A 16,705-nucleotide genomic window follows, 5' to 3' on the forward strand; every position below is an offset into this window, starting at 1 on the left:
GGTGCCGGGGGCACCTCCCACGCCCTTCAGGCAGTGGGGGAGCATCGCAAGGCGGGGGACCGTCCGCGTACTGGACGTACGTGGACGGTCCGACAACGCGGCGAGGTGCCGTGCCAGACGTCGCGCGCCAGACGGGACTTTCGAAACACGCCCTAGGACTACAGGTCGGGGCGGCCTGTCGCGACCGCGTAGAAGGCGACCGCGGCCGCCGCGCCGACGTTGAGCGAGTCGACGCCGTGCGACATCGGAATGCGGACCCATTCGTCGGCGGCGACCAGGGCCTGGGTGGACAGGCCGTCGCCCTCGGCGCCGAGCATCAGGGCGACCCGGTCCATCCGGTGCGGGGCGGCCTCGTCCAGGGTCTTCGCCTTCTCGTCCGGGGTCAGGGCGAGGAGGGAGAAGCCGGCCTCGCGGACCGTCTCCAGCGCCTTGGGCCAGGTGTCCAGACGGGCGTACGGCACGGAGAAGACCGCGCCCATGGAGACCTTGACGCTCCGGCGGTACAGCGGGTCGGCGCAGTCCGGGGAGAGCAGGACGGCGTCCATGCCGAGGGCCGCGGCGGAGCGGAAGATCGCGCCGATGTTGGTGTGGTCGTTGACCCCCTCCATCACGACGACCCGGCGGGCGCTTCGCAGCAGTTCGGTCGCGTCGGGCAGCGGCTTGCGCTGCATGGACGCCAGCGCGCCCCGGTGCACGTGATAGCCGGTGACCTGTTCGGCGAGGTCCGGGCTGACCGCGTAGACGGGGGCCGGGAGTTCGTCGATGACGTCGCGCATCACGTCGATCCACTTGGCGGAGAGCAGCATCGAGCGCATCTCGTAGCCGGCCTCCTTGGCCCGTCTGATGACCTTCTCGCCCTCGGCGATGAACAGGCCCTCGGCGGGCTCGCGCCGTCGGCGCAGGTCGACGTCGGTCAGGCCCGTGTAGTCGCGCAGACGCGGGTCGTCGGGGTCGTCGACGGTGATGAGATCGGCCACAGAGTGATACTGCCTTGTCCTGGGTGCGGTGCCAACGGTGCGGAGAGGGTCTGTTACCCCGGGTTACGGAATGGCTCAGGCGGTGGGGGCCGGGCCCGCCTTCACGACGTCGCCGATGACGATGACCGCGGGCGGCTTCACCTCGTGCTCGACCACCGCGGCGCCCGCCGTGGCCAGTGTCGCGTCGACCCGGCGCTGTCCGGCCGTGGTGCCCTCCTGGACCAGCGCCACCGGGGTGTCCGGGGACTTGCCGTGCGCCATGAGCGTCTCGGCGACCTTGCCGAGGGTGCCGACGCCCATGAGGATCACCAGCGTGCCGGTCAGCTTGGCGAGGGACGGCCAGTCCACCAGGGACCGCTCGTCGTCGGGGGCGACATGACCGCTGACCACGGTGAACTCATGGGCCACGCCCCGGTGGGTGACCGGGATGCCGGCGGCGCCGGGCACGGAGATCGAGCTGGAGATGCCGGGTACGACCGTGCACGGGATACCGGCCTCGGCGAGCGCCTGGACCTCCTCCATGCCCCGGCCGTAGACGAAGGGGTCGCCGCCCTTGAGGCGGACGACCGACTTGCCCTGCCGGGCGTGCTCGATGAGGGCCTCGTTGATGGCCTCCTGCGCCATGAACCTGCCGTACGGCAGCTTCGCCGCGTCGATCACCTCGACGCCGGGCGGCAGTTCGGCGAGGAGGTCGCGCGGGCCGAGGTGGTCGGCGATGACGACGTCGGCCTCGGCGAGCAGCCGGCGGCCGCGCACGGTGATCAGGTCCGGGTCGCCAGGACCGCCGCCGACCAGGGCGACACCCGCCTTGCGGGTGCGGTGGTGCGGGGCGACGAGCGTGCCGTCGCGCAGGCCCTCGACGACCGCGTCACGGATGGCGGCGGTGTGCCGGGGATCGCGGCCGCGTGCCTCGGTCGTCAGGACGGCGACGGTGACACCCTCGCTGTGGCCGGTGGCCGGGGTCCAGGCCGTCGCGGCGTCGGCGTCGTCGGAGCGGACGCACCACACGCGGTGCCGCTCGGCCTCGGCGGAGGCGGCCGTGTTCGCCTCGGGGTCGCTGGTGGCGATGAGGGCGTACCAGGCGTCCGCGAGGTCGCCCTCCTCGTAGCGGCGCCGGTCCCAGGTGAGCTCCCCCGCGTCCGCCATCGCCTCGACCGACGGGGTCACCTCGGGGGACACCAGCCGGATGTCGGCGCCGGCCGCCACGAGCGCCGGGAGGCGGCGCTGGGCGACCTGGCCACCGCCGAGGACGACGACCCGGCGACCGGTCAGGCGCAGGCCTACGGGATAGGCGGGGTGTTCGGCCATGAGGGTGCGGCTCCCTTGGGGGTGGCGGCGGGGCGATGCCCTGACGTGCGGATTTTATGCTGCGGGCGCGGGCGGCGGTACGGGTGTCCGAAGGCTGGGCGCGCTCGCGCGCACATGGCGGGGACCCGGAGCGCGTGGCTCCGGGTCCCCGCAGACATGCGGTTACTTCTCGGTGACTCCCGCCGAGTCGAACGTCGCCACCTCGTGCATCGCCCGGGCCGTGCTCTGGACGAGCGGGAGGGCCAGGAGCGCGCCCGTGCCCTCGCCGAGCCGCAGGTCGAGGTCGACCAGCGGGCGCAGACCGAGCTTGTTCAGGGCGGCCACATGGCCGGGTTCGGCGCTGCGGTGACCCGCGATGCAGGCGGCGAGCACCTCGGGGGCGATCGCGCGGGCCACCAGTGCGGCGGCGCCGGCGCTCACGCCGTCCAGGATGACGGGCGTCCGCAGGGAGGCGCCGCCGAGCAGCAGGCCGACGAGCGCGGCGTGCTCCAGGCCGCCGATCGCGGCGAGGACCCCGATGGGGTCGGCCGGGTCGGGCTGGTGGAAGTCCAGCGCACGCCGGACGACTTCGGTCTTGCGGGCCAGCGTCTCGTCGTTGATGCCGGTGCCGCGGCCGGTGACCTCGGCCGGGTCGGTCCCGGTGTACAGGGAGATCAGCGCGGCGGACGCCGTGGTGTTGGCGATGCCCATCTCACCGGTCAGCAGGGCCTTGTTGCCGGCCGCCACCAGGTCGCGGGCGGTCTCGATGCCGACCTCGATGGCCTGCTTGGCCTCCTCGCGGGACATCGCGGGACCGGTCGTCATGTCGGCGGTGCCGGCGCGGACCTTGCGGGGCAGCAGGCCCGGGGTCGCCGGGAGGTCGGCTGCCACGCCGACGTCGACCACGCAGACCTCGGCGCCGACCTGGGCGGCGAAGGCGTTGCAGACCGCGCCGCCGCCGAGGAAGTTGGCGACCATCTGGGCCGTGACCTCCTGCGGCCAGGGGGTGACGCCCTGGGCGTGCACACCGTGGTCCCCTGCGAAGATCGCGACGGCCGCGGGCTCCGGGATCGGCGGCGGGCACTGCCGGGACAGGCCCGACAGCTGCGCGGAGATGATCTCCAGCATGCCGAGCGCGCCGGCCGGCTTGGTCATGCGCTTCTGACGCTCCCACGCCTCGCCGAGCGCCTTGGCGTCCAGCGGGCGGATCTGCGCGACGGTCTCGGCGAGCAGGTCGTGCGGCTCCTCGCCGGGCAGGGCGCGGCGGCCGTACGTCTCCTCGTGGACGACCCAGGACAGCGGGCGGCGCTTGGACCAGCCCGCCTGGAGCAGCTCGGGCTCGTCCGGGAACTCGTCGACGTATCCGACGCACAGGTAGGCGATGACCTCCAGGTGCTCGGGCAGGCCGAGGGCGCGGACCATCTCGCGCTCGTCGAAGAAGCTGACCCAGCCGACGCCGAGGCCCTCGGCGCGGGCGGCGAGCCAGAGGTTCTCGACCGCGAGGGCGGCGGAGTACGGCGCCATCTGCGGCTGGGTGTGCCGGCCGAGGGTGTGGCGGCCGCCGCGGGTGGGGTCGGCGGTGACGACGATGTTCACCGGGGTGTCGAGGATGGCCTCGATCTTCAGTTCCTTGAACTGCTTGGCCCGGCCCTTGGGCAGCGACTTGGCGTACGCCTCGCGCTGGCGCATGGCCAGTTCGTGCATGGTGCGCCGGGTCTCCGAGGAGCGGATGACAACGAAGTCCCAGGGCTGGGAGTGGCCGACGGAGGGCGCGGTGTGGGCGGCCTCCAGGACCCGGAGCAGCACCTCGTGCGGGATGGGGTCGCTGCGGAAGCCGTTGCGGATGTCGCGGCGCTCGCGCATCACCTTGAGGACGGCCTCGCGCTCGGCGTCGTCGTAGCCGGGCGCGGCGGGACCGCCGTTGCCGCGCGGCTCCGCCTCGGCCGGGACCTCCTCGGTCTGCGCGTCCTGGTCCGCCCGGTCCTCGTCGGCGGCCCGGGTGTCCAGGTCGTCGGCGTGCTGGACGAGCCCGGCGTCGGCCTCGCGGGGTGCGGGCACCTCGGCGACGGCGGGGTCCTGCGGCTCCTCGGTGGGCAGGATCAGCGGCTGCGGCGGGGTGGGCGCGAGGTGCGGCGTGGTCGGCACGGTGCCCTCGACCGGGACGAACCGGCCGAGGGGCTGACCGGGCGCCGGCTCCTGCGGGACGGCACCGGGCATCACGGCCACGGCCTCGTCCGGGTGGGCGGCCGGCCTGAGCTGGGGGCCGGCCGGTTCGGCGAGGTACTGCTGCTGCTCGGCCGAGGGCTGGTCCGGGATGGGGGCCATCGCCGGTGCCGGTGCCGCTGCGGCGAGCGGCTGGACGGTTTCCGCGGGTTCGGCGGGGACGGCTGTGTCGGCCTGGGGGGCGGTCTCCGGCGACGGCTGACCGGCGTGTGCCGCCAGGGGCTCGGGCGTCTGGGCCGACTGCTCCGCCGGGGCGGGCTCGCTCGGCTGCACGGCGGCCTCCTCGGCGGCGGGGGCCTGGTCGGGCTGTTCGGGGGCCTGTGCCTGTGCCTGCGGCGCGGGGGCCTCGGTCCGCGGCTCGGGATGCGCTGCCTGGTCCGCCGGCGGCTCGGCCTGCTCCGGGGCGCCGGGCTGAACGCCTGCTTCCGGCTCGGCGGGGAGGGGCTCGGGGGCCAGGGCCCCGGCCGGGGCGTGGGGCGGGAGCGCCTGGGCGGGGGCGTAGGCCTCCGCGATGGGCTCCGGCGCGTGTGCCTCCGCTGCGGGCTCCGGGACGTGTGCCTCCGCTGCGGGCTCCGGGACGTGCGCCTCTGCCATGGCCTGTGAGGCATGCGCCGGGGCGGGCTCGGGGGTCTCGGCGGGCTCGGCCTCGGGGACGGCCTGGGCCGGCTCGGTGCTGCCCGGAACCTCTGCGGCATGGGGAGCGGGCAGTTCACCGTCGGCCGGAGCCTCCGTGTCCTGCGAGGCGGCCTCGGGCGCCTCTACGACCACCGCCTCCTGAACGACGCCTTCGGGCTCCGCCTCGACGACGGCCTCGGCCACCGGCTGCGGCTCCTCCGGTACGACGGCCTCGGGCACCGGCACCTCGCCGTGCTCCGCGCCCTCGGGGCCCTCCGGCCCCACCGGGACCTGCGCGGGCTCGCCGGCCGGAACCCCTTGCGGGACGGCGTCGACCGGAACGTCCTGCGGGGCGGGCTCGACCGGCTGGGCCTGTCCCCCGTCCCCGGGCTCCTGCCCAACAGGATCGGCGGCGGCAGCGTCACCCTGCGCCTCATGCGCGACCGGCGTCGGCGCCCCGGCCTGCCCCGGATCAGCGGCCGCATGCTCGGGCGACGGCTCCGGCGCACCGTACGTCTCGTCCTGCCCCACCGGCGCCTGAGCCTCAGCGACCTGCGCGGCAGCGGCCCCGGCCTCGGTGGCGACGCGCGCCACAACCGCCTGCGCGGCCCCGACCGGCTCTGCGACCGGAACCGGAACAACCGTTTCGGCAGTCTGGGCCTCCGCGGTCACCGGCCCGGGGACGGGCGCACCCCAGGCCCCCGCGGGCGCCGGGGCCTGCGCCGTCTCGGCGTACTCGGGGACGGCCGGTCCCGGCTGGCGGGCCGGCATGCCGACGGCGCCCCGGTCGGCCAGCGAGCGGACCGGGCTGGCGGAGGTGTCCGGGATGGGCGGGCCCAGGTGCAGGGGCCGCCTGGGGGTGATCGGAGGGATCGGCGTCGTCGGGGCCGTGGGCGTGGCGGGCCCGGGCAGTCGGACGCCGGTCAGGTCGACGGAGCCGCTGTCACGGCCGGAGAGCTCGTGCGCGTCCGGCTCGTGCACGGCCTCGACGACCGGCTCCGGCGCGGGTGGAGCGACCTCGTTGCCCCAGGCGCCCTGGGAGCCGGGCAGCAGCAGGTCTTCTTCTTCAGCGGGAGTCTCGGAGAGGTAGCTGTACGCATCCGGCGCCGCGGGGACGCCCGGCTGCTCCACCATGCCTGCGCTCTCCGGCAGTCCCTCGCCCGGGACCTGGCCGGTGTCGGTCATGCGTACCCCTCGCCCATCGGTTAGTGCTTCTACGACCAGCCACCGGGGACGGCGCACCGACCGCCCCCGCTATGAAGAACGAGCGTCCGAGCCCAGCGGCACGAACGACCCGCCCAAAAAAGGCGACAAAGCCATTGAGTGGCATTGTCGTGGCCGTTCGGCCGTCGCGACAGGCTGATCCGCGACGGGCCGCTGTGGACTGCGCCACGTTGCGCGTCCTCCGGTTCCGCCGTACCACACACGCCCCGAACAGGGAGCGTTTTTCCGGACATCGACCGACGAACTGCCGGGCGCCCGCGTGCGGTACAACGATCGGCCAGCCTACCGCGAGCGGTACGACAACAGGATCACGGGGATGGTCGGACGGTCACACCGTGCGATCGGGCAGTACCCCGCTGAGCAGGAACGCAACGCTCCGTTCGCGTTCCGTCCAGGCCCGCGTGTCGAGTTCGACGGACTGCAGCAGGGCGCACTCGACGTCGTAGCCGTGCTCCGTGAGATCGCGGCCGATGAGCTCGGCGGCGTCCCGGGTGGCGGCGTGGGTGACGATGCGCTGCGGGCGCCGGTCGGCGACGGCGGAGACGACGGCCGCCCCTCCGCCGCCGACGCGGACGACGTCCGGTTCGGGGAGGTCCTCCAGGACGTGCGGGGCGGTGCCGTGGACGATCTGGGTCTGTACGCCGAAGGCGCGCGCGTTCGCCTCCGTGCGCTCACAGGCGCGGGGGTCGCTGTCGACGGCGATGACGGCCGCGCCGGCCCGTGCGGCCTCGGTGGCGAAGGCACCGCTGCCGCAGCCGATGTCCCAGACGAGGTCGCCGACGCGCGGGCCGAGCCGGGCGAGTTGGGCGGCGCGCAGGGGTTCGAGCTCGCCCTCGCCCATGAGGCCGCCGTACGCCTGTGCGGGCAGCGTCCAGCCGCGCGGGCCGGTGGAGGGGTCGCGGCCGGCGATCCAGCCGATGCCGTCGGGCGCGGGGGCGGTGCCGCCGGCGACGATGACGACGTTGGGGTCGCGCCAGGTGTGGTCGGCGGCCTTGTCGGAGGTGACGACGGTGACCTGCTCACGGTCGGTGCCGAGTTCCTCGCAGATCACGAAGGTGCGGTGGACGCCCTCCAGGAGCAGGCCGAGTTCGGCGGGGCCCGCGCCGGGCGAGGTGAGCACGGCGACCTTGGTGTGGGCCCGGCACACATTCACCGCGCGTCGCAGGGTGCGCGGGTGTGCCACGACCACCTGTGCGTCGTCCCAGGGCATCCCGGCGCGGGCGAAGGCGGTGGCCACCGAGGACACGGCGGGGACGACCTCGACCTCCAGGCCGAACTCGGGTGCCCGCAGGGTGCGTACGACGCCGAAGAAGCCGGGGTCGCCGTCGGCCAGGACGACCGCGGTGCCGCGGTGGCCGGCGACGCGGCGGGCGGCGAGGGCGACGCTGCCCAGGCGGATGCGCTCGGCGTTCGGGGGCACCTCGGGGAGCGCCAGATGGTGGCCGGCGCCGGCCACGAGGGTGGCCGCGCCGAGGGCGGAGCGTGCCGCGGCGGTCAGCGGCGAGCCGTCCCAGCCGATCACCGTGACGCGGTCGGCCATCGTCGTCAGTCTCCTGGTGTCGCGCAGGTCGTCATGGGGAGCCCGAGGACCGGGCCTCGTGAGGGTACCTGGTCGGGGCGGGGCCGCCGCCGGGGCCCGGGGATCGGCTCCGGGTCAGTTCCACTCGCCGTAGGAGGTGAAACCGCCGGATCCGGCCAGGTGGTCCCCGGCGCCGTCGAGGTCCTCGGGGAGGAGGCTCCAGACGATGAAGTCGGTGCGCACATCGGTCCAGGTGCCGTCCTCGGTGCGCACGTGGGCTATGCAGGCGTTGCGCAGGACGCCCTCGCTGATGCAGCCGATCTTCTGGGCGACCTGCTGGGAGGCGGTGTTGTCGGCGGCGGTGCGCAGCTCGATGCGCTCGAACTTCTGGTCGGCGAACAGCCATTGGGCGGTGGCGAGGGCGGCCTCGGAGGCGTAGCCCTCGCCGCGGGCCCAGGGGGCGACGATGTAGGAGAGTTCGGTGGCGCGTACGTGCCAGTTGGTCTTGGCCAGTTGGACGATGCCGACCAGGCGCTGGGTGAGGAACTCGGTGACGGCGAGGTCGAGTCCGCGGCCGGCCTCCCGCTCGGCGGGCGCGTGTTCGGTGATCCAGGAGCGCGCGCTGTCCTCGGTGAAGGGCTGCGGCACGTCGGTCCAGGCGCCGACCTGTTCGTCGTTCATCATCTCGGCCAGTGCGGGCACGTCGTCCTCGTCGAGGGGACGCAGCACCAACCGCTCCGTGCTGATGGAGATGGTGGGGAAGGTGCCAGTCATGCGCCGCTCCGTAACCGTCGGAAATACCTTCAGGGCCTGCGAACTGCCCAGCATGCAGCATGAAAGCACTGAACCGCACCACGGGGTCCGCACCCGGTGAAGGTGTGGACCCCGTGGTGGGCGATACGCGTCGAACGCCCCGTCAGATGACGGTCCGACGGCTCAGAAGGAGGCGACGACGGCGCCGTCGTACTTGTCCTCGATGAACTTCTTCACCTCGGGCGAGGTGAGCAGCTTGGCGAGCTTCTCGACGCGCGGGTCGTCCTCGTTGCCCTTCTTCACGGCGAGGAAGTTGCCGTACGGGTTGTCCTTGGGGGACTCGGCCGCGATGGCGTCCTCGGCGGGGCTGAGGTCGGCCTCGAGCGCGTAGTTGCCGTTGATCACGGCGGCGTCGACGTCGGCGAGGGAGCGGGGCAGCTGGGCCGCCTCCAGCTCCTTGAAGCTCAGGTTCTTCGGGTTGGAGGCGATGTCCTTGGGGGTCGCCTCGTAGCCCACGCCCGCCTTCAGCTCGATCACGCCGTTGGCCTCGAGCAGCTTGAGCGCGCGGGCCTCGTTGGTGGTGTCGTTCGGCAGGGCGACGGTGGCGCCCTTCTCGAGGTCCGCGAGCTTCTTGACGCCCTTGGAGTAGACGCCGAGGGGCTCCAGGTGCACCGTGGCGTTCGGCACGGCGACGATGTCGGTGCCGTTCTTCTTGTTGAAGTCGTCCAGGTACGGCTGGTGCTGGAAGTAGTTGGCGTCGACCTCGCCCTGCTGGACGGCCGTGTTCGGCGTCACGTAGTCGGTGAACTCCTTGACCTCGAGGTCGAGGCCGGCCTTCTTCGCGAGGTTGTCCTTGATGTAGGTGAGGATCTCGCCCTGCGGGGTCGGCGTGGCGGCGACCTTGAGCGGGGCGTTCGCGTCGGAGGCGGAGTCGTTGTCCGAGCCGCAGGCGGTGAGCCCGAGGGTGAGGGCTCCGACGGCGAGGGCGGCGGTGGTGATCTTGGCGGTGTTACGCACGAAAAGTGCCTTTCCTAGGGTGGTGCGACCCCGGCATGGGTGCCCGGGGAGTTCAGGGGGGCGAGCGCGACTAGACGGTCTTGCTCGTGGCGGTGGCGGCCTTCAGCAGGCGCAGCCTGGGCGCGGGCCCGGAGCGGCCGCCCCGGTGGTGCAGCGAGCGGGCCGCGAAGTCGCCGGCGGCCTGGATGAGGGAGATGACGACGGCGAGGATCGCCACCGTGATCCACATCAGCTCGGTCTCGAAGCGCTGGAAGCCGTAGCGAATGGCGATGTCGCCGAGGCCGCCGGCGCCGACCGTGCCGGCCATGGCCGAGTAGCCGATGAGGGCGACGATCGTGGTCGTGGTGCTGGCGATGAGGGACGGCAGCGACTCGGGGACGAGGACCTTGCGGACCACGGTCCAGGTGTTGCCGCCCATGGCCTGCACGGCCTCGACGAGTCCGCCGTCGACCTCGCGGACGGCCGTCTCGACCAGCCGTGCGAAGAACGGGATCGCGCCGATGGCGAGGGGCACGATGGCGGCCTCGCGGCCGATGGTCGTGCCGGTGACCCAGCGGGTGAAGGTCATCAGCGCGACCATCAGGATGATGAACGGCATGGACCGGGCGATGTTCACGATCTGCCCGATGACCTTGTTGGCGACGACGTTCTGCAGGAGTCCGTCGCGGTCGGTGAGGACGAGCAGGATGCCCAGCGGGAGGCCGCCGACCACGGCGATCAGCGTGGACCAGCCGACCATGTAGAGGGTGTCCCAACACGCCTGTTCCAGCAGGGGCTGCATCTCGGACCAGGTCACAGCCGGGCACCTTCCTTCAGCAGTACGGGCTCCTGGCCCAGGACGTCGATCTGGAGGCCCTGTTCGCGCAGGAAGCCGATGGGCACGACGTTGTCCTCGTAGCGGCCGGGCAGTTCGATGCGCATCCGGCCGACCTGGAGGCCGCCGACGGTGTCGATGGCGGCACCGAGGATCGATATGTCGATGTTGTAGGTGCGCGAGAGCTGGGAGATGACCGGCTGGGTGGCGGCCTCGCCGTGGAAGGTGACGTCGACGACGGTGCGGTCGTCGGCGGAGGCCTCGCCGCCCACCGGGAACAGGGCGGAGGCCAGTTCGGAGCCGGGGGTGGCGAGCAGTTCGCCGACGGTGCCGGACTCGACGATCCGGCCCCGCTCCATCAGCGCGGCGGAGTCGCAGATCGACTTCACGACGTCCATCTCGTGGGTGATGAGCAGGACGGTCAGGCCCAGTTGCCGGTTCAGGTCGCGCAGCAGCTGGAGGATCGATCGGGTGGTCTCCGGGTCCAGGGCGCTGGTGGCCTCGTCGGAGAGCAGCACCTTGGGGTCGCCGGCCAGGGCGCGGGCGATGCCGACGCGCTGCTTCTGGCCGCCGGAGAGCTGGGCGGGGTAGGACTTGGCCTTGTCGGCGAGGCCGACGAGGTCGAGCAGTTCCAGCGCCTTGCGGGAACGTTCCTTCCCGGACTTGCCGAGGATTTCGAGCGGCAGCTCGACGTTGTCCTGGACGGTCCGCGAGGACAGCAGGTTGAAGTGCTGGAAGACCATGCCGATCCGGCTGCGCGCCCGCCGCAGCTCCCGGCCGGCCCGGGGGCCGCGTCCGGCGAGGGCGGTGAGGTCCTGGCCGGCGACGGTCACGGTGCCGGAGGTGGGGCGTTCGAGCAGGTTGACGCAGCGGATGAGCGAGGACTTGCCGGCGCCGGACTGGCCGATGACGCCGTACACCTCGCCTTCGCGGACGTGGAGATCGACGCCGTCGAGGGCGGTGACCTCGCGGCCGCGCGAGCGGTAGACCTTGGTCAGGCCCGAAGTGGTGATCACTGGAGTTCCGTCACTGTCGAGTGCGCGGCGCGTCGTGGTCGCCGGGCACGGGGCATACGTGGTCGAAGGCAGCCGGGCGCGGCACGGTCCCGTGACAGGGGTGAACGCGGAGAACGTGTGCGCGGGGGCGTGGCTCAGTCCTGGAACCCGGGGCGGGCGGACCTGAGCGGGCTCGCTTCGGGGCGCGAGGCTCGGATGGTGCGGGGGCCCTCTAGAAGGCGCACATTCGACACATACAACGAGCACCGGGCGTCAGGGGCGCCTCGGTCGCGGAAATGCGGCTGCTCGTGGTGGTCATGCGATCAGTAAAGCAGACGTACGGTCCTTACCGGCCGCCGCTGTCCGCATGGTGGACAGCGGCGGACAGGGTCAGACGCGCGCGGAGATCTCCACGGCGCCGTCGCCGACCAGCGCGGACAAGGCCGAGAGGTCCTTCACCACGAGGTCGGCGTCGAGCTCGTGGGCCTGGTGGGTTGTGGTCAACGCCACGGTCGTCATCCCGGCGGCGCGGCCGGCCGCGAGACCCGCGGGGGCGTCCTCGAGGACGACGCAGCCGGCCGGGTCGACGCCCAGTTCCCGGGCGGCGAGCAGATAGGGCTCGGGGTCGGGCTTGCCGCGCGTGATGTCGTCGGCGGTCACCATCGTCTTGGGCAGGATGCCGACCGCGTCGAGCCGGGCCTCGGCGAGCCGTCGGGTGGCGGAGGTGACGACGGCCCAGCGGTCGGCGGGCAGCGCGTCGAGCAAGTCCCGGGTGCCGGGCAGCAGGTGGACGCCGTCGTTCGGGACGTCCTCGACCTCCAGCGCCTCGATCCGGGCGAGCGCCTCGGGGACGCGTGCGGCGGGCAGCAGGTCGGCGACTATCTCGACGGCCGGGCGGCCGTGCAGCTCGATCCTGCCGAACGCCTCCGTGACGCCGTACTCCGCGGCCCAGCGCGTCCAGCAGCGGTCCACGGAGGCGAGGGAGGAGACGAGGGTGCCGTCGTTGTCGAACAGGAGGGCCTGTGCACGGATCTTCATGCCCCCGACCCTACGACCGCTGTCCGGGGGCGGCCGCATCAGGCCTTTTGGCCCGTAATAGGCTCACCGGCATGTTCGCTGCCCTGATGCTGGTGACCGGTGTCGCCGCGCTGCTGCTCGCCGCGTGGTGCGGCTGGGCCGCCTCCCGTGACCAGCCGACGAAGGACTGGCACTTCATCGGCATGGCCGTCGTGACGGTGCTGGCGCTGGTGCAGCTGATCGCCGGGATCGTGCTGCTGGCGCGGGGCGAGGAGCCGGAGCAGGGCACGACGATCTTCGTGGCGTATCTGCTGGGCGCGTTCGCCTGTGTCCCGGCGGCGGGCTTCATGTCGCTGGCGGAGCGGTCCAAGTGGGGCTCGGTGACGGTCGCCGCGGGCGGGGTGGTGCTGGCCGTGCTGGAGGTGCGGCTCTATGACATCTGGGGAGGCTGAGATGGCCACGACCGAGGACGGGCCGGCACGGCTGATCAGCGGGCCCGGTGTGCTGCTGGTCTGGCTGTACGGCGTGATGGTCGTCGGGGCCGTGTCGCGCTCGGCGTACCAGATCGCGACGGACTTCGGCCGGGCCCCGCTCGCCTACACGCTGTCCGCGGTGGCCGGTGTGGTGTACGGCTTCATCACGTACACGCTGGTGCGCGGCGGGGAGCGGGCCCGCAGGGCGGCGCTGGTGTGCTGCGCCGCCGAGCTCGTGGGCGTCCTCGTCGTCGGCACCTGGACCCTGGCGGACCCGTCGGCCTTCCCCGACGCGACCGTGTGGTCCGACTACGGCATGGGCTATCTCTTCATCCCGGTCCTGCTGCCGCTGTCGGCCCTGTACTGGCTGCGCCGGGCCCGCGCCGTCACGCCGTCGTGACGTAGGCGCCCGCCTCCTTCTCCAGGACGATCATCGGGACGCCGTCCGCGCCCTGCGAGGTGCCGACCCGCTCGTAGCCGACCTTGCGGTAGAGGCGGAGGTTGCCCTCGCTGCGGTGGCCGGCCTCCAGGCGGAAGCGCTTGGCGCCGCGCTGTTCGGTCAGGGCGGCCTCGGCCGCGCGCAGCAGCCGGGCGCCGATGCCGTGGCCCTGGAGGCGGGGGTGGACGCAGAGCTTGCCGATGGCGGCGGCGCCGTCCTCGGTGACATGGCCGCGGACCGAGCCGACGACCTCCTCGCCGAGCCGGGCCACGAACACGCAGTCCGCGTCGACCTCGGCCCGGACCGAGTCCAGGCTCTGGACCAGCGGGGCGATGCGGTAGTTGCCGTACAGCGCGGCTTCGCTCTGGAAGCACAGGTACTGCAGCCTGAAGATCTGCTCCGCGTCCTGCTCGGTCGCCGCAGAGATGGTCACGCTCATGCCCATGTGCGCACGCCTCCCGCTCACCTGATCACCGGTAGTCCTCACTCCTATCCCCGCGCACTGCGGGCCGCAACCTCCGGCGTCAGCAATCGGCGCAGACATCCCAGGCATCTGGAACGTTCCGGGCCGAGACTGCCCTGTGAGATACCCAACTCCCCCGCGATCTCGCGGTAGGTCGGGTCGTCCGGGGACAGCAGCGCCTCCAGCAGCCGGGGGCAGCGGCCGGGCAGCCGGCGGACCGCGTCGCGCAGGGCACGGCGGCGCGCGGCGGCCAGTGCGAGGCCCTCCGGGTCGTGCCGCTCGGTGTCCGCGGCGGGCTCGCGCTCGTAGGGCCGTTCGCGCCGGGCCGTACGGCGGCTGCGGCGGGACTCGGAGCGGACGGCGCGGCGCAGCCAGGCGTGCGGGTCGGCGGGCGGGCCGTCCGCGTCGAGGTGTTCCAGGAGGCGCAGCCAGACCGCCTGTTCCAGGTCGGCCGGCTCGTCTCCGGAGGCCGCCGCCTCCGCCCGGGCCTCGGCGGCGAGCAGCGGGCTCAGGGTGGTCACCAGGTCGTCCCTCATGTGCGGCAGGACGGGGCCGCCCGGGCGCGGGGTTGCCCGGACGGCCGGAGGTCACCCCAACCGGGGCTCATGCGTCAGTGGTTGACGATGCGGTTCGCGAAGTCCTGGCGGGCCAGCAGGCCGGTGTCGGGGTTGTCGGTGAAGACTCCGTCGATACCGGTGGCGAAGTAGGTGCGGTAGGCGCCGAAGACGTCGCCGTAGGCGTCCGGGTCGGTGCCCTTGCGGAAGTCCGCGGGCAGGAACGGGTTCTCGTTGCGCATCGTGTAGGGGTGCAGGAGCAGGCCCACCTTGTGCGCGTCCCGCACCAGCGTGGTGGGCTCGGTGAGCCTGCCGGCCGCGTCCTTGGGGATGACCAGGTCCAGGGTGGGGCCGATGCCCTGTGCGTAGGAGGCGATCTCCCGCAGTCCGGCCGGGGTGATCAGGTCGGCGACGGTGCGCGGGTCCCCCGTCGTCTCGAAGTCCCAGGGGCGGCTGTCCGCGCCGGAGAGCAGGACGACGAGCGGGTTGTCGACGAGCCGGTTCATGCGCTGGACGCTGGTGGGCTCGAACGACTGGAGGACGACGGGCGAGTCCCGCCGGTCCTTGCGGTGCTTGCGCAGCACCTTGGCGACCCGCTCCTCCAGGCCGAGGCCCTGCTCACGGAAGTAGGTGGGGTGCTTGAGCTCGGGGTAGATCCAGACCTGCTTCCCGCGACGGCGGGTCTGCTCGTCCTGCCAGTCGAGGACCTCCTCGAAGGTGGGGATCTCCCAGCGGCCGTCGTAGAGGGTGTTGTGCGGGCGGTTGGCCGGGATGCGCTCGGTCGCGCGCAGCGTCTTCAGCTCGGCCAGCGTGAAGTCCTCGGTGAACCAGCCGGTCGTGGCGACCCCGTCCAGCGACTTGGTCCTTCTCCGGCCGGCGAACTCGGGACGGCTCGCGACGTCGGTCGTACCGCCGATCTCCGGTTCGTGCCGGCAGACGAGATGCCCGTCCCGGGTGGGGACGAGGTCGCCGGCCTCGACGATGTCGGCCCCCATGTCGAGGGCCAGCTGGTAGGAGCCGAGGGTGTGCTCGGGCCGGTAGCCGCTGGCGCCGCGGTGCCCGATGATCGTCGGCTTGGGCAGGCTCTTCAGTCCGCCGCCGTGCCCGCCGCTCCCCTGTGCGGCGCCCCCGAGCCCGCCGCCGGCGGCGGCCGCCTGGCCGGAGAGCCCGAGGACGCCTCCCGCCCCGAGTACGGCCGCGCCGAGAAGAGTCCGCCGTCGGGTGGTGGCGGTCTGCTCGTTGTCCTGGGTTCCCATGAGCGCCCTTCCTGCCTCGTTGCGTCGGTGCGCGCCGATCGTAGGTGCGCGTGCATGACAGATGGGAGACCCAGGGCCGAACACGCGGGTGACACGGGATGGCGTATGGGGGTGGGGTGGTGACGGACCGTCGGACACGCCACTGACATCTCTCGGCTTCCCCACGGGTTCGCCACGCCCGAGCGGGGGAACCCGGGGCGCGTCGGCCGAGCGACGTCCGTCACACCGTTGCGGACACGTTTCGAGCCGACCACAAGGCGTCACCGCAGGTAAACGCACGTCAACGGCGAGTAAGACCTCGGTGAAGTCGGCGTACCCGATGTGCGGGATCGCGGGGACCGCGAGTATCGTCCTCACCTGCACAGACAGAGATGAATCCCTTGACACCGGAGGGCCCGTTGTCCCGCTTCGCGCTCATCAAGGCAGTGCTCGGACCGATCATGCGCCTGATGTTCCGCCCACAGGTGGAGGGCGCGGAGCACATCCCCGGCGACGGTCCGGTCATCCTGGCCGGCAACCACCTGACGTTCATCGACTCGATGATCCTTCCGCTGGTCTGCGACCGGCAGGTCCTCTTCATCGGCAAGGACGAGTACGTCACCGGCAAGGGCCTCAAGGGCCGCCTCATGGCCTGGTTCTTCACCGGCGTCGGCATGATCCCGGTGGACCGGGACGGCGGGCGGGGCGGCGTGGCCGCGCTGATGACCGGACGCCGGATCCTGGAGGAGGGTAAGGTCTTCGGCATCTACCCGGAGGGCACCCGCTCCCCCGACGGCCGCCTTTACCGGGGCCGTACCGGCATCGCCCGTCTGACGCTGATGACGGGCGCGCCGGTCGTGCCGTTCGCCATGGTCGGCACGGACAAGCTCCAGCCGGGCGGCGCCGGGATGCCCCGCCCGGGCAAGGTGACCGTGCGCTTCGGCGAGGCGATGGAGTTCTCCCGCTACGAGGGCATGGACCGCGACCGCTATGTGCTGCGGGCGGTGACCGACTCCGTGATGGCCGAGGTCATGCGGCTGTCCGGGCAGGAGTACGTGGACATGTACGCCAGCAAGGCCAAGGAAGCCGCGTAACCCCGC

The 16,705-nt window shown here is 72.8% G+C and carries 15 protein-coding genes; 3 read left to right on the forward strand and 12 right to left on the reverse strand.

From position 1 onward, the window contains the following. Nucleotides 1-158: 158 nt before the first annotated feature. The 9 genes from DC008_RS05785 to DC008_RS05825 all read right to left on the reverse strand — a co-directional run bounded on the left by DC008_RS05785 (nucleotide 159) and on the right by DC008_RS05825 (nucleotide 12,462). Nucleotides 159-977, reverse strand: a complete 819-nt coding sequence (locus DC008_RS05785; RefSeq protein ID WP_108706009.1) for a TrmH family RNA methyltransferase — start codon at nucleotides 975-977, stop codon at nucleotides 159-161. Between the two features lie 75 nt (nucleotides 978-1,052). Continuing rightward, on the reverse strand, nucleotides 1,053-2,285 hold the full coding sequence (gene cobA, locus DC008_RS05790; protein ID WP_108706010.1) for a uroporphyrinogen-III C-methyltransferase: 1,233 nt from the start codon (nucleotides 2,283-2,285) through the stop codon (nucleotides 1,053-1,055). Nucleotides 2,286-2,447: 162 nt separating this feature from the next. Next, nucleotides 2,448-6,287 (reverse strand): nicotinate-nucleotide--dimethylbenzimidazole phosphoribosyltransferase, encoded by a 3,840-nt coding sequence (cobT, locus tag DC008_RS05795; protein ID WP_108706011.1) that lies wholly within the window; start codon nucleotides 6,285-6,287, stop codon nucleotides 2,448-2,450. 367 nt (nucleotides 6,288-6,654) lie between these two features. After that, a complete protein-coding gene (gene cbiE, locus DC008_RS05800) occupies nucleotides 6,655-7,866 on the reverse strand; it encodes a precorrin-6y C5,15-methyltransferase (decarboxylating) subunit CbiE (RefSeq protein WP_108706012.1) in 1,212 nt (403 codons plus the stop codon). Between the two features lie 114 nt (nucleotides 7,867-7,980). Further along, the gene (locus tag DC008_RS05805; protein WP_055625359.1) at nucleotides 7,981-8,619 is read right to left on the reverse strand and encodes a GNAT family N-acetyltransferase; all 639 of its coding nucleotides are present in this window, start codon (nucleotides 8,617-8,619) and stop codon (nucleotides 7,981-7,983) included. Between the two features lie 162 nt (nucleotides 8,620-8,781). After that, nucleotides 8,782-9,615: a MetQ/NlpA family ABC transporter substrate-binding protein gene (locus DC008_RS05810; protein ID WP_108706013.1), complete on the reverse strand. Its 834-nt coding sequence runs from the start codon at nucleotides 9,613-9,615 to the stop codon at nucleotides 8,782-8,784. 70 nt (nucleotides 9,616-9,685) lie between these two features. Continuing rightward, nucleotides 9,686-10,411, reverse strand: a complete 726-nt coding sequence (locus DC008_RS05815; RefSeq protein WP_055625361.1) for a methionine ABC transporter permease — start codon at nucleotides 10,409-10,411, stop codon at nucleotides 9,686-9,688. Continuing rightward, complete coding sequence (locus DC008_RS05820; protein ID WP_055625362.1) at nucleotides 10,408-11,445, reverse strand: methionine ABC transporter ATP-binding protein; 1,038 nt, start codon at nucleotides 11,443-11,445, stop codon at nucleotides 10,408-10,410. Before DC008_RS05820 ends, DC008_RS05815 begins: the two co-directional genes overlap by 4 nt. Before the next feature lie 369 nt (nucleotides 11,446-11,814). Then, on the reverse strand, nucleotides 11,815-12,462 hold the full coding sequence (locus tag DC008_RS05825; protein WP_108706014.1) for an HAD-IA family hydrolase: 648 nt from the start codon (nucleotides 12,460-12,462) through the stop codon (nucleotides 11,815-11,817). Between the two features lie 71 nt (nucleotides 12,463-12,533). Here DC008_RS05825 and DC008_RS05830 point away from each other — a divergent pair, with 71 nt between their 5' ends. Both DC008_RS05830 and DC008_RS05835 read left to right on the forward strand, forming a co-directional pair. After that, a complete protein-coding gene (locus DC008_RS05830) occupies nucleotides 12,534-12,893 on the forward strand; it encodes a hypothetical protein (RefSeq protein ID WP_108706015.1) in 360 nt (119 codons plus the stop codon). Nucleotide 12,894: 1 nt separating this feature from the next. Next, nucleotides 12,895-13,314 carry a hypothetical protein gene (locus tag DC008_RS05835; protein ID WP_108706016.1) on the forward strand — a complete coding sequence of 140 codons (420 nt, stop codon included), beginning with the start codon at nucleotides 12,895-12,897 and terminating at the stop codon, nucleotides 13,312-13,314. Here DC008_RS05835 and DC008_RS05840 read toward each other — a convergent pair. The 3 genes from DC008_RS05840 to DC008_RS05850 all read right to left on the reverse strand — a co-directional run bounded on the left by DC008_RS05840 (nucleotide 13,301) and on the right by DC008_RS05850 (nucleotide 15,626). Next, the gene (locus tag DC008_RS05840; RefSeq protein ID WP_108706017.1) at nucleotides 13,301-13,798 is read right to left on the reverse strand and encodes a GNAT family N-acetyltransferase; all 498 of its coding nucleotides are present in this window, start codon (nucleotides 13,796-13,798) and stop codon (nucleotides 13,301-13,303) included. The genes DC008_RS05835 and DC008_RS05840 overlap by 14 nt on opposite strands. Nucleotides 13,799-13,842: 44 nt before the next feature. Further along, nucleotides 13,843-14,352 (reverse strand): sigma-70 family RNA polymerase sigma factor, encoded by a 510-nt coding sequence (locus DC008_RS05845; RefSeq protein ID WP_108706018.1) that lies wholly within the window; start codon nucleotides 14,350-14,352, stop codon nucleotides 13,843-13,845. A 74-nt stretch (nucleotides 14,353-14,426) separates the two neighbouring features. Next, a complete protein-coding gene (locus DC008_RS05850) occupies nucleotides 14,427-15,626 on the reverse strand; it encodes a glycerophosphodiester phosphodiesterase (RefSeq protein WP_108706019.1) in 1,200 nt (399 codons plus the stop codon). Nucleotides 15,627-16,024: 398 nt separating this feature from the next. On the opposite strand from DC008_RS05850, the gene DC008_RS05855 reads away from it, so the two are divergent. Beyond that, nucleotides 16,025-16,699 carry a lysophospholipid acyltransferase family protein gene (locus tag DC008_RS05855; RefSeq protein WP_055625369.1) on the forward strand — a complete coding sequence of 225 codons (675 nt, stop codon included), beginning with the start codon at nucleotides 16,025-16,027 and terminating at the stop codon, nucleotides 16,697-16,699. Nucleotides 16,700-16,705: the final 6 nt, after the last annotated feature.

It is taken from the genome of Streptomyces nigra (genome assembly GCF_003074055.1).
Lineage (GTDB): Bacteria > Actinomycetota > Actinomycetes > Streptomycetales > Streptomycetaceae > Streptomyces > Streptomyces nigra.

What these genes read in the sequence shown, in the direction of transcription:
- DC008_RS05835 (WP_108706016.1), top strand. Translation starts at nt 12,895, where the DNA reads ATGGCCACGACCGAGGACGGGCCGGCACGGCTGATCAGCGGGCCCGGT.
- DC008_RS05825 (WP_108706014.1), bottom strand. Translation starts at nt 12,462, where the DNA reads ATGAAGATCCGTGCACAGGCCCTCCTGTTCGACAACGACGGCACCCTC.
- DC008_RS05850 (WP_108706019.1), bottom strand. Translation starts at nt 15,626, where the DNA reads ATGGGAACCCAGGACAACGAGCAGACCGCCACCACCCGACGGCGGACT.
- DC008_RS05840 (WP_108706017.1), bottom strand. Translation starts at nt 13,798, where the DNA reads ATGGGCATGAGCGTGACCATCTCTGCGGCGACCGAGCAGGACGCGGAG.
- cbiE (WP_108706012.1), bottom strand. Translation starts at nt 7,866, where the DNA reads ATGGCCGACCGCGTCACGGTGATCGGCTGGGACGGCTCGCCGCTGACC.
- DC008_RS05830 (WP_108706015.1), top strand. Translation starts at nt 12,534, where the DNA reads ATGTTCGCTGCCCTGATGCTGGTGACCGGTGTCGCCGCGCTGCTGCTC.
- DC008_RS05805 (WP_055625359.1), bottom strand. Translation starts at nt 8,619, where the DNA reads ATGACTGGCACCTTCCCCACCATCTCCATCAGCACGGAGCGGTTGGTG.
- DC008_RS05845 (WP_108706018.1), bottom strand. Translation starts at nt 14,352, where the DNA reads ATGAGGGACGACCTGGTGACCACCCTGAGCCCGCTGCTCGCCGCCGAG.
- cobT (WP_108706011.1), bottom strand. Translation starts at nt 6,287, where the DNA reads ATGACCGACACCGGCCAGGTCCCGGGCGAGGGACTGCCGGAGAGCGCA.
- cobA (WP_108706010.1), bottom strand. Translation starts at nt 2,285, where the DNA reads ATGGCCGAACACCCCGCCTATCCCGTAGGCCTGCGCCTGACCGGTCGC.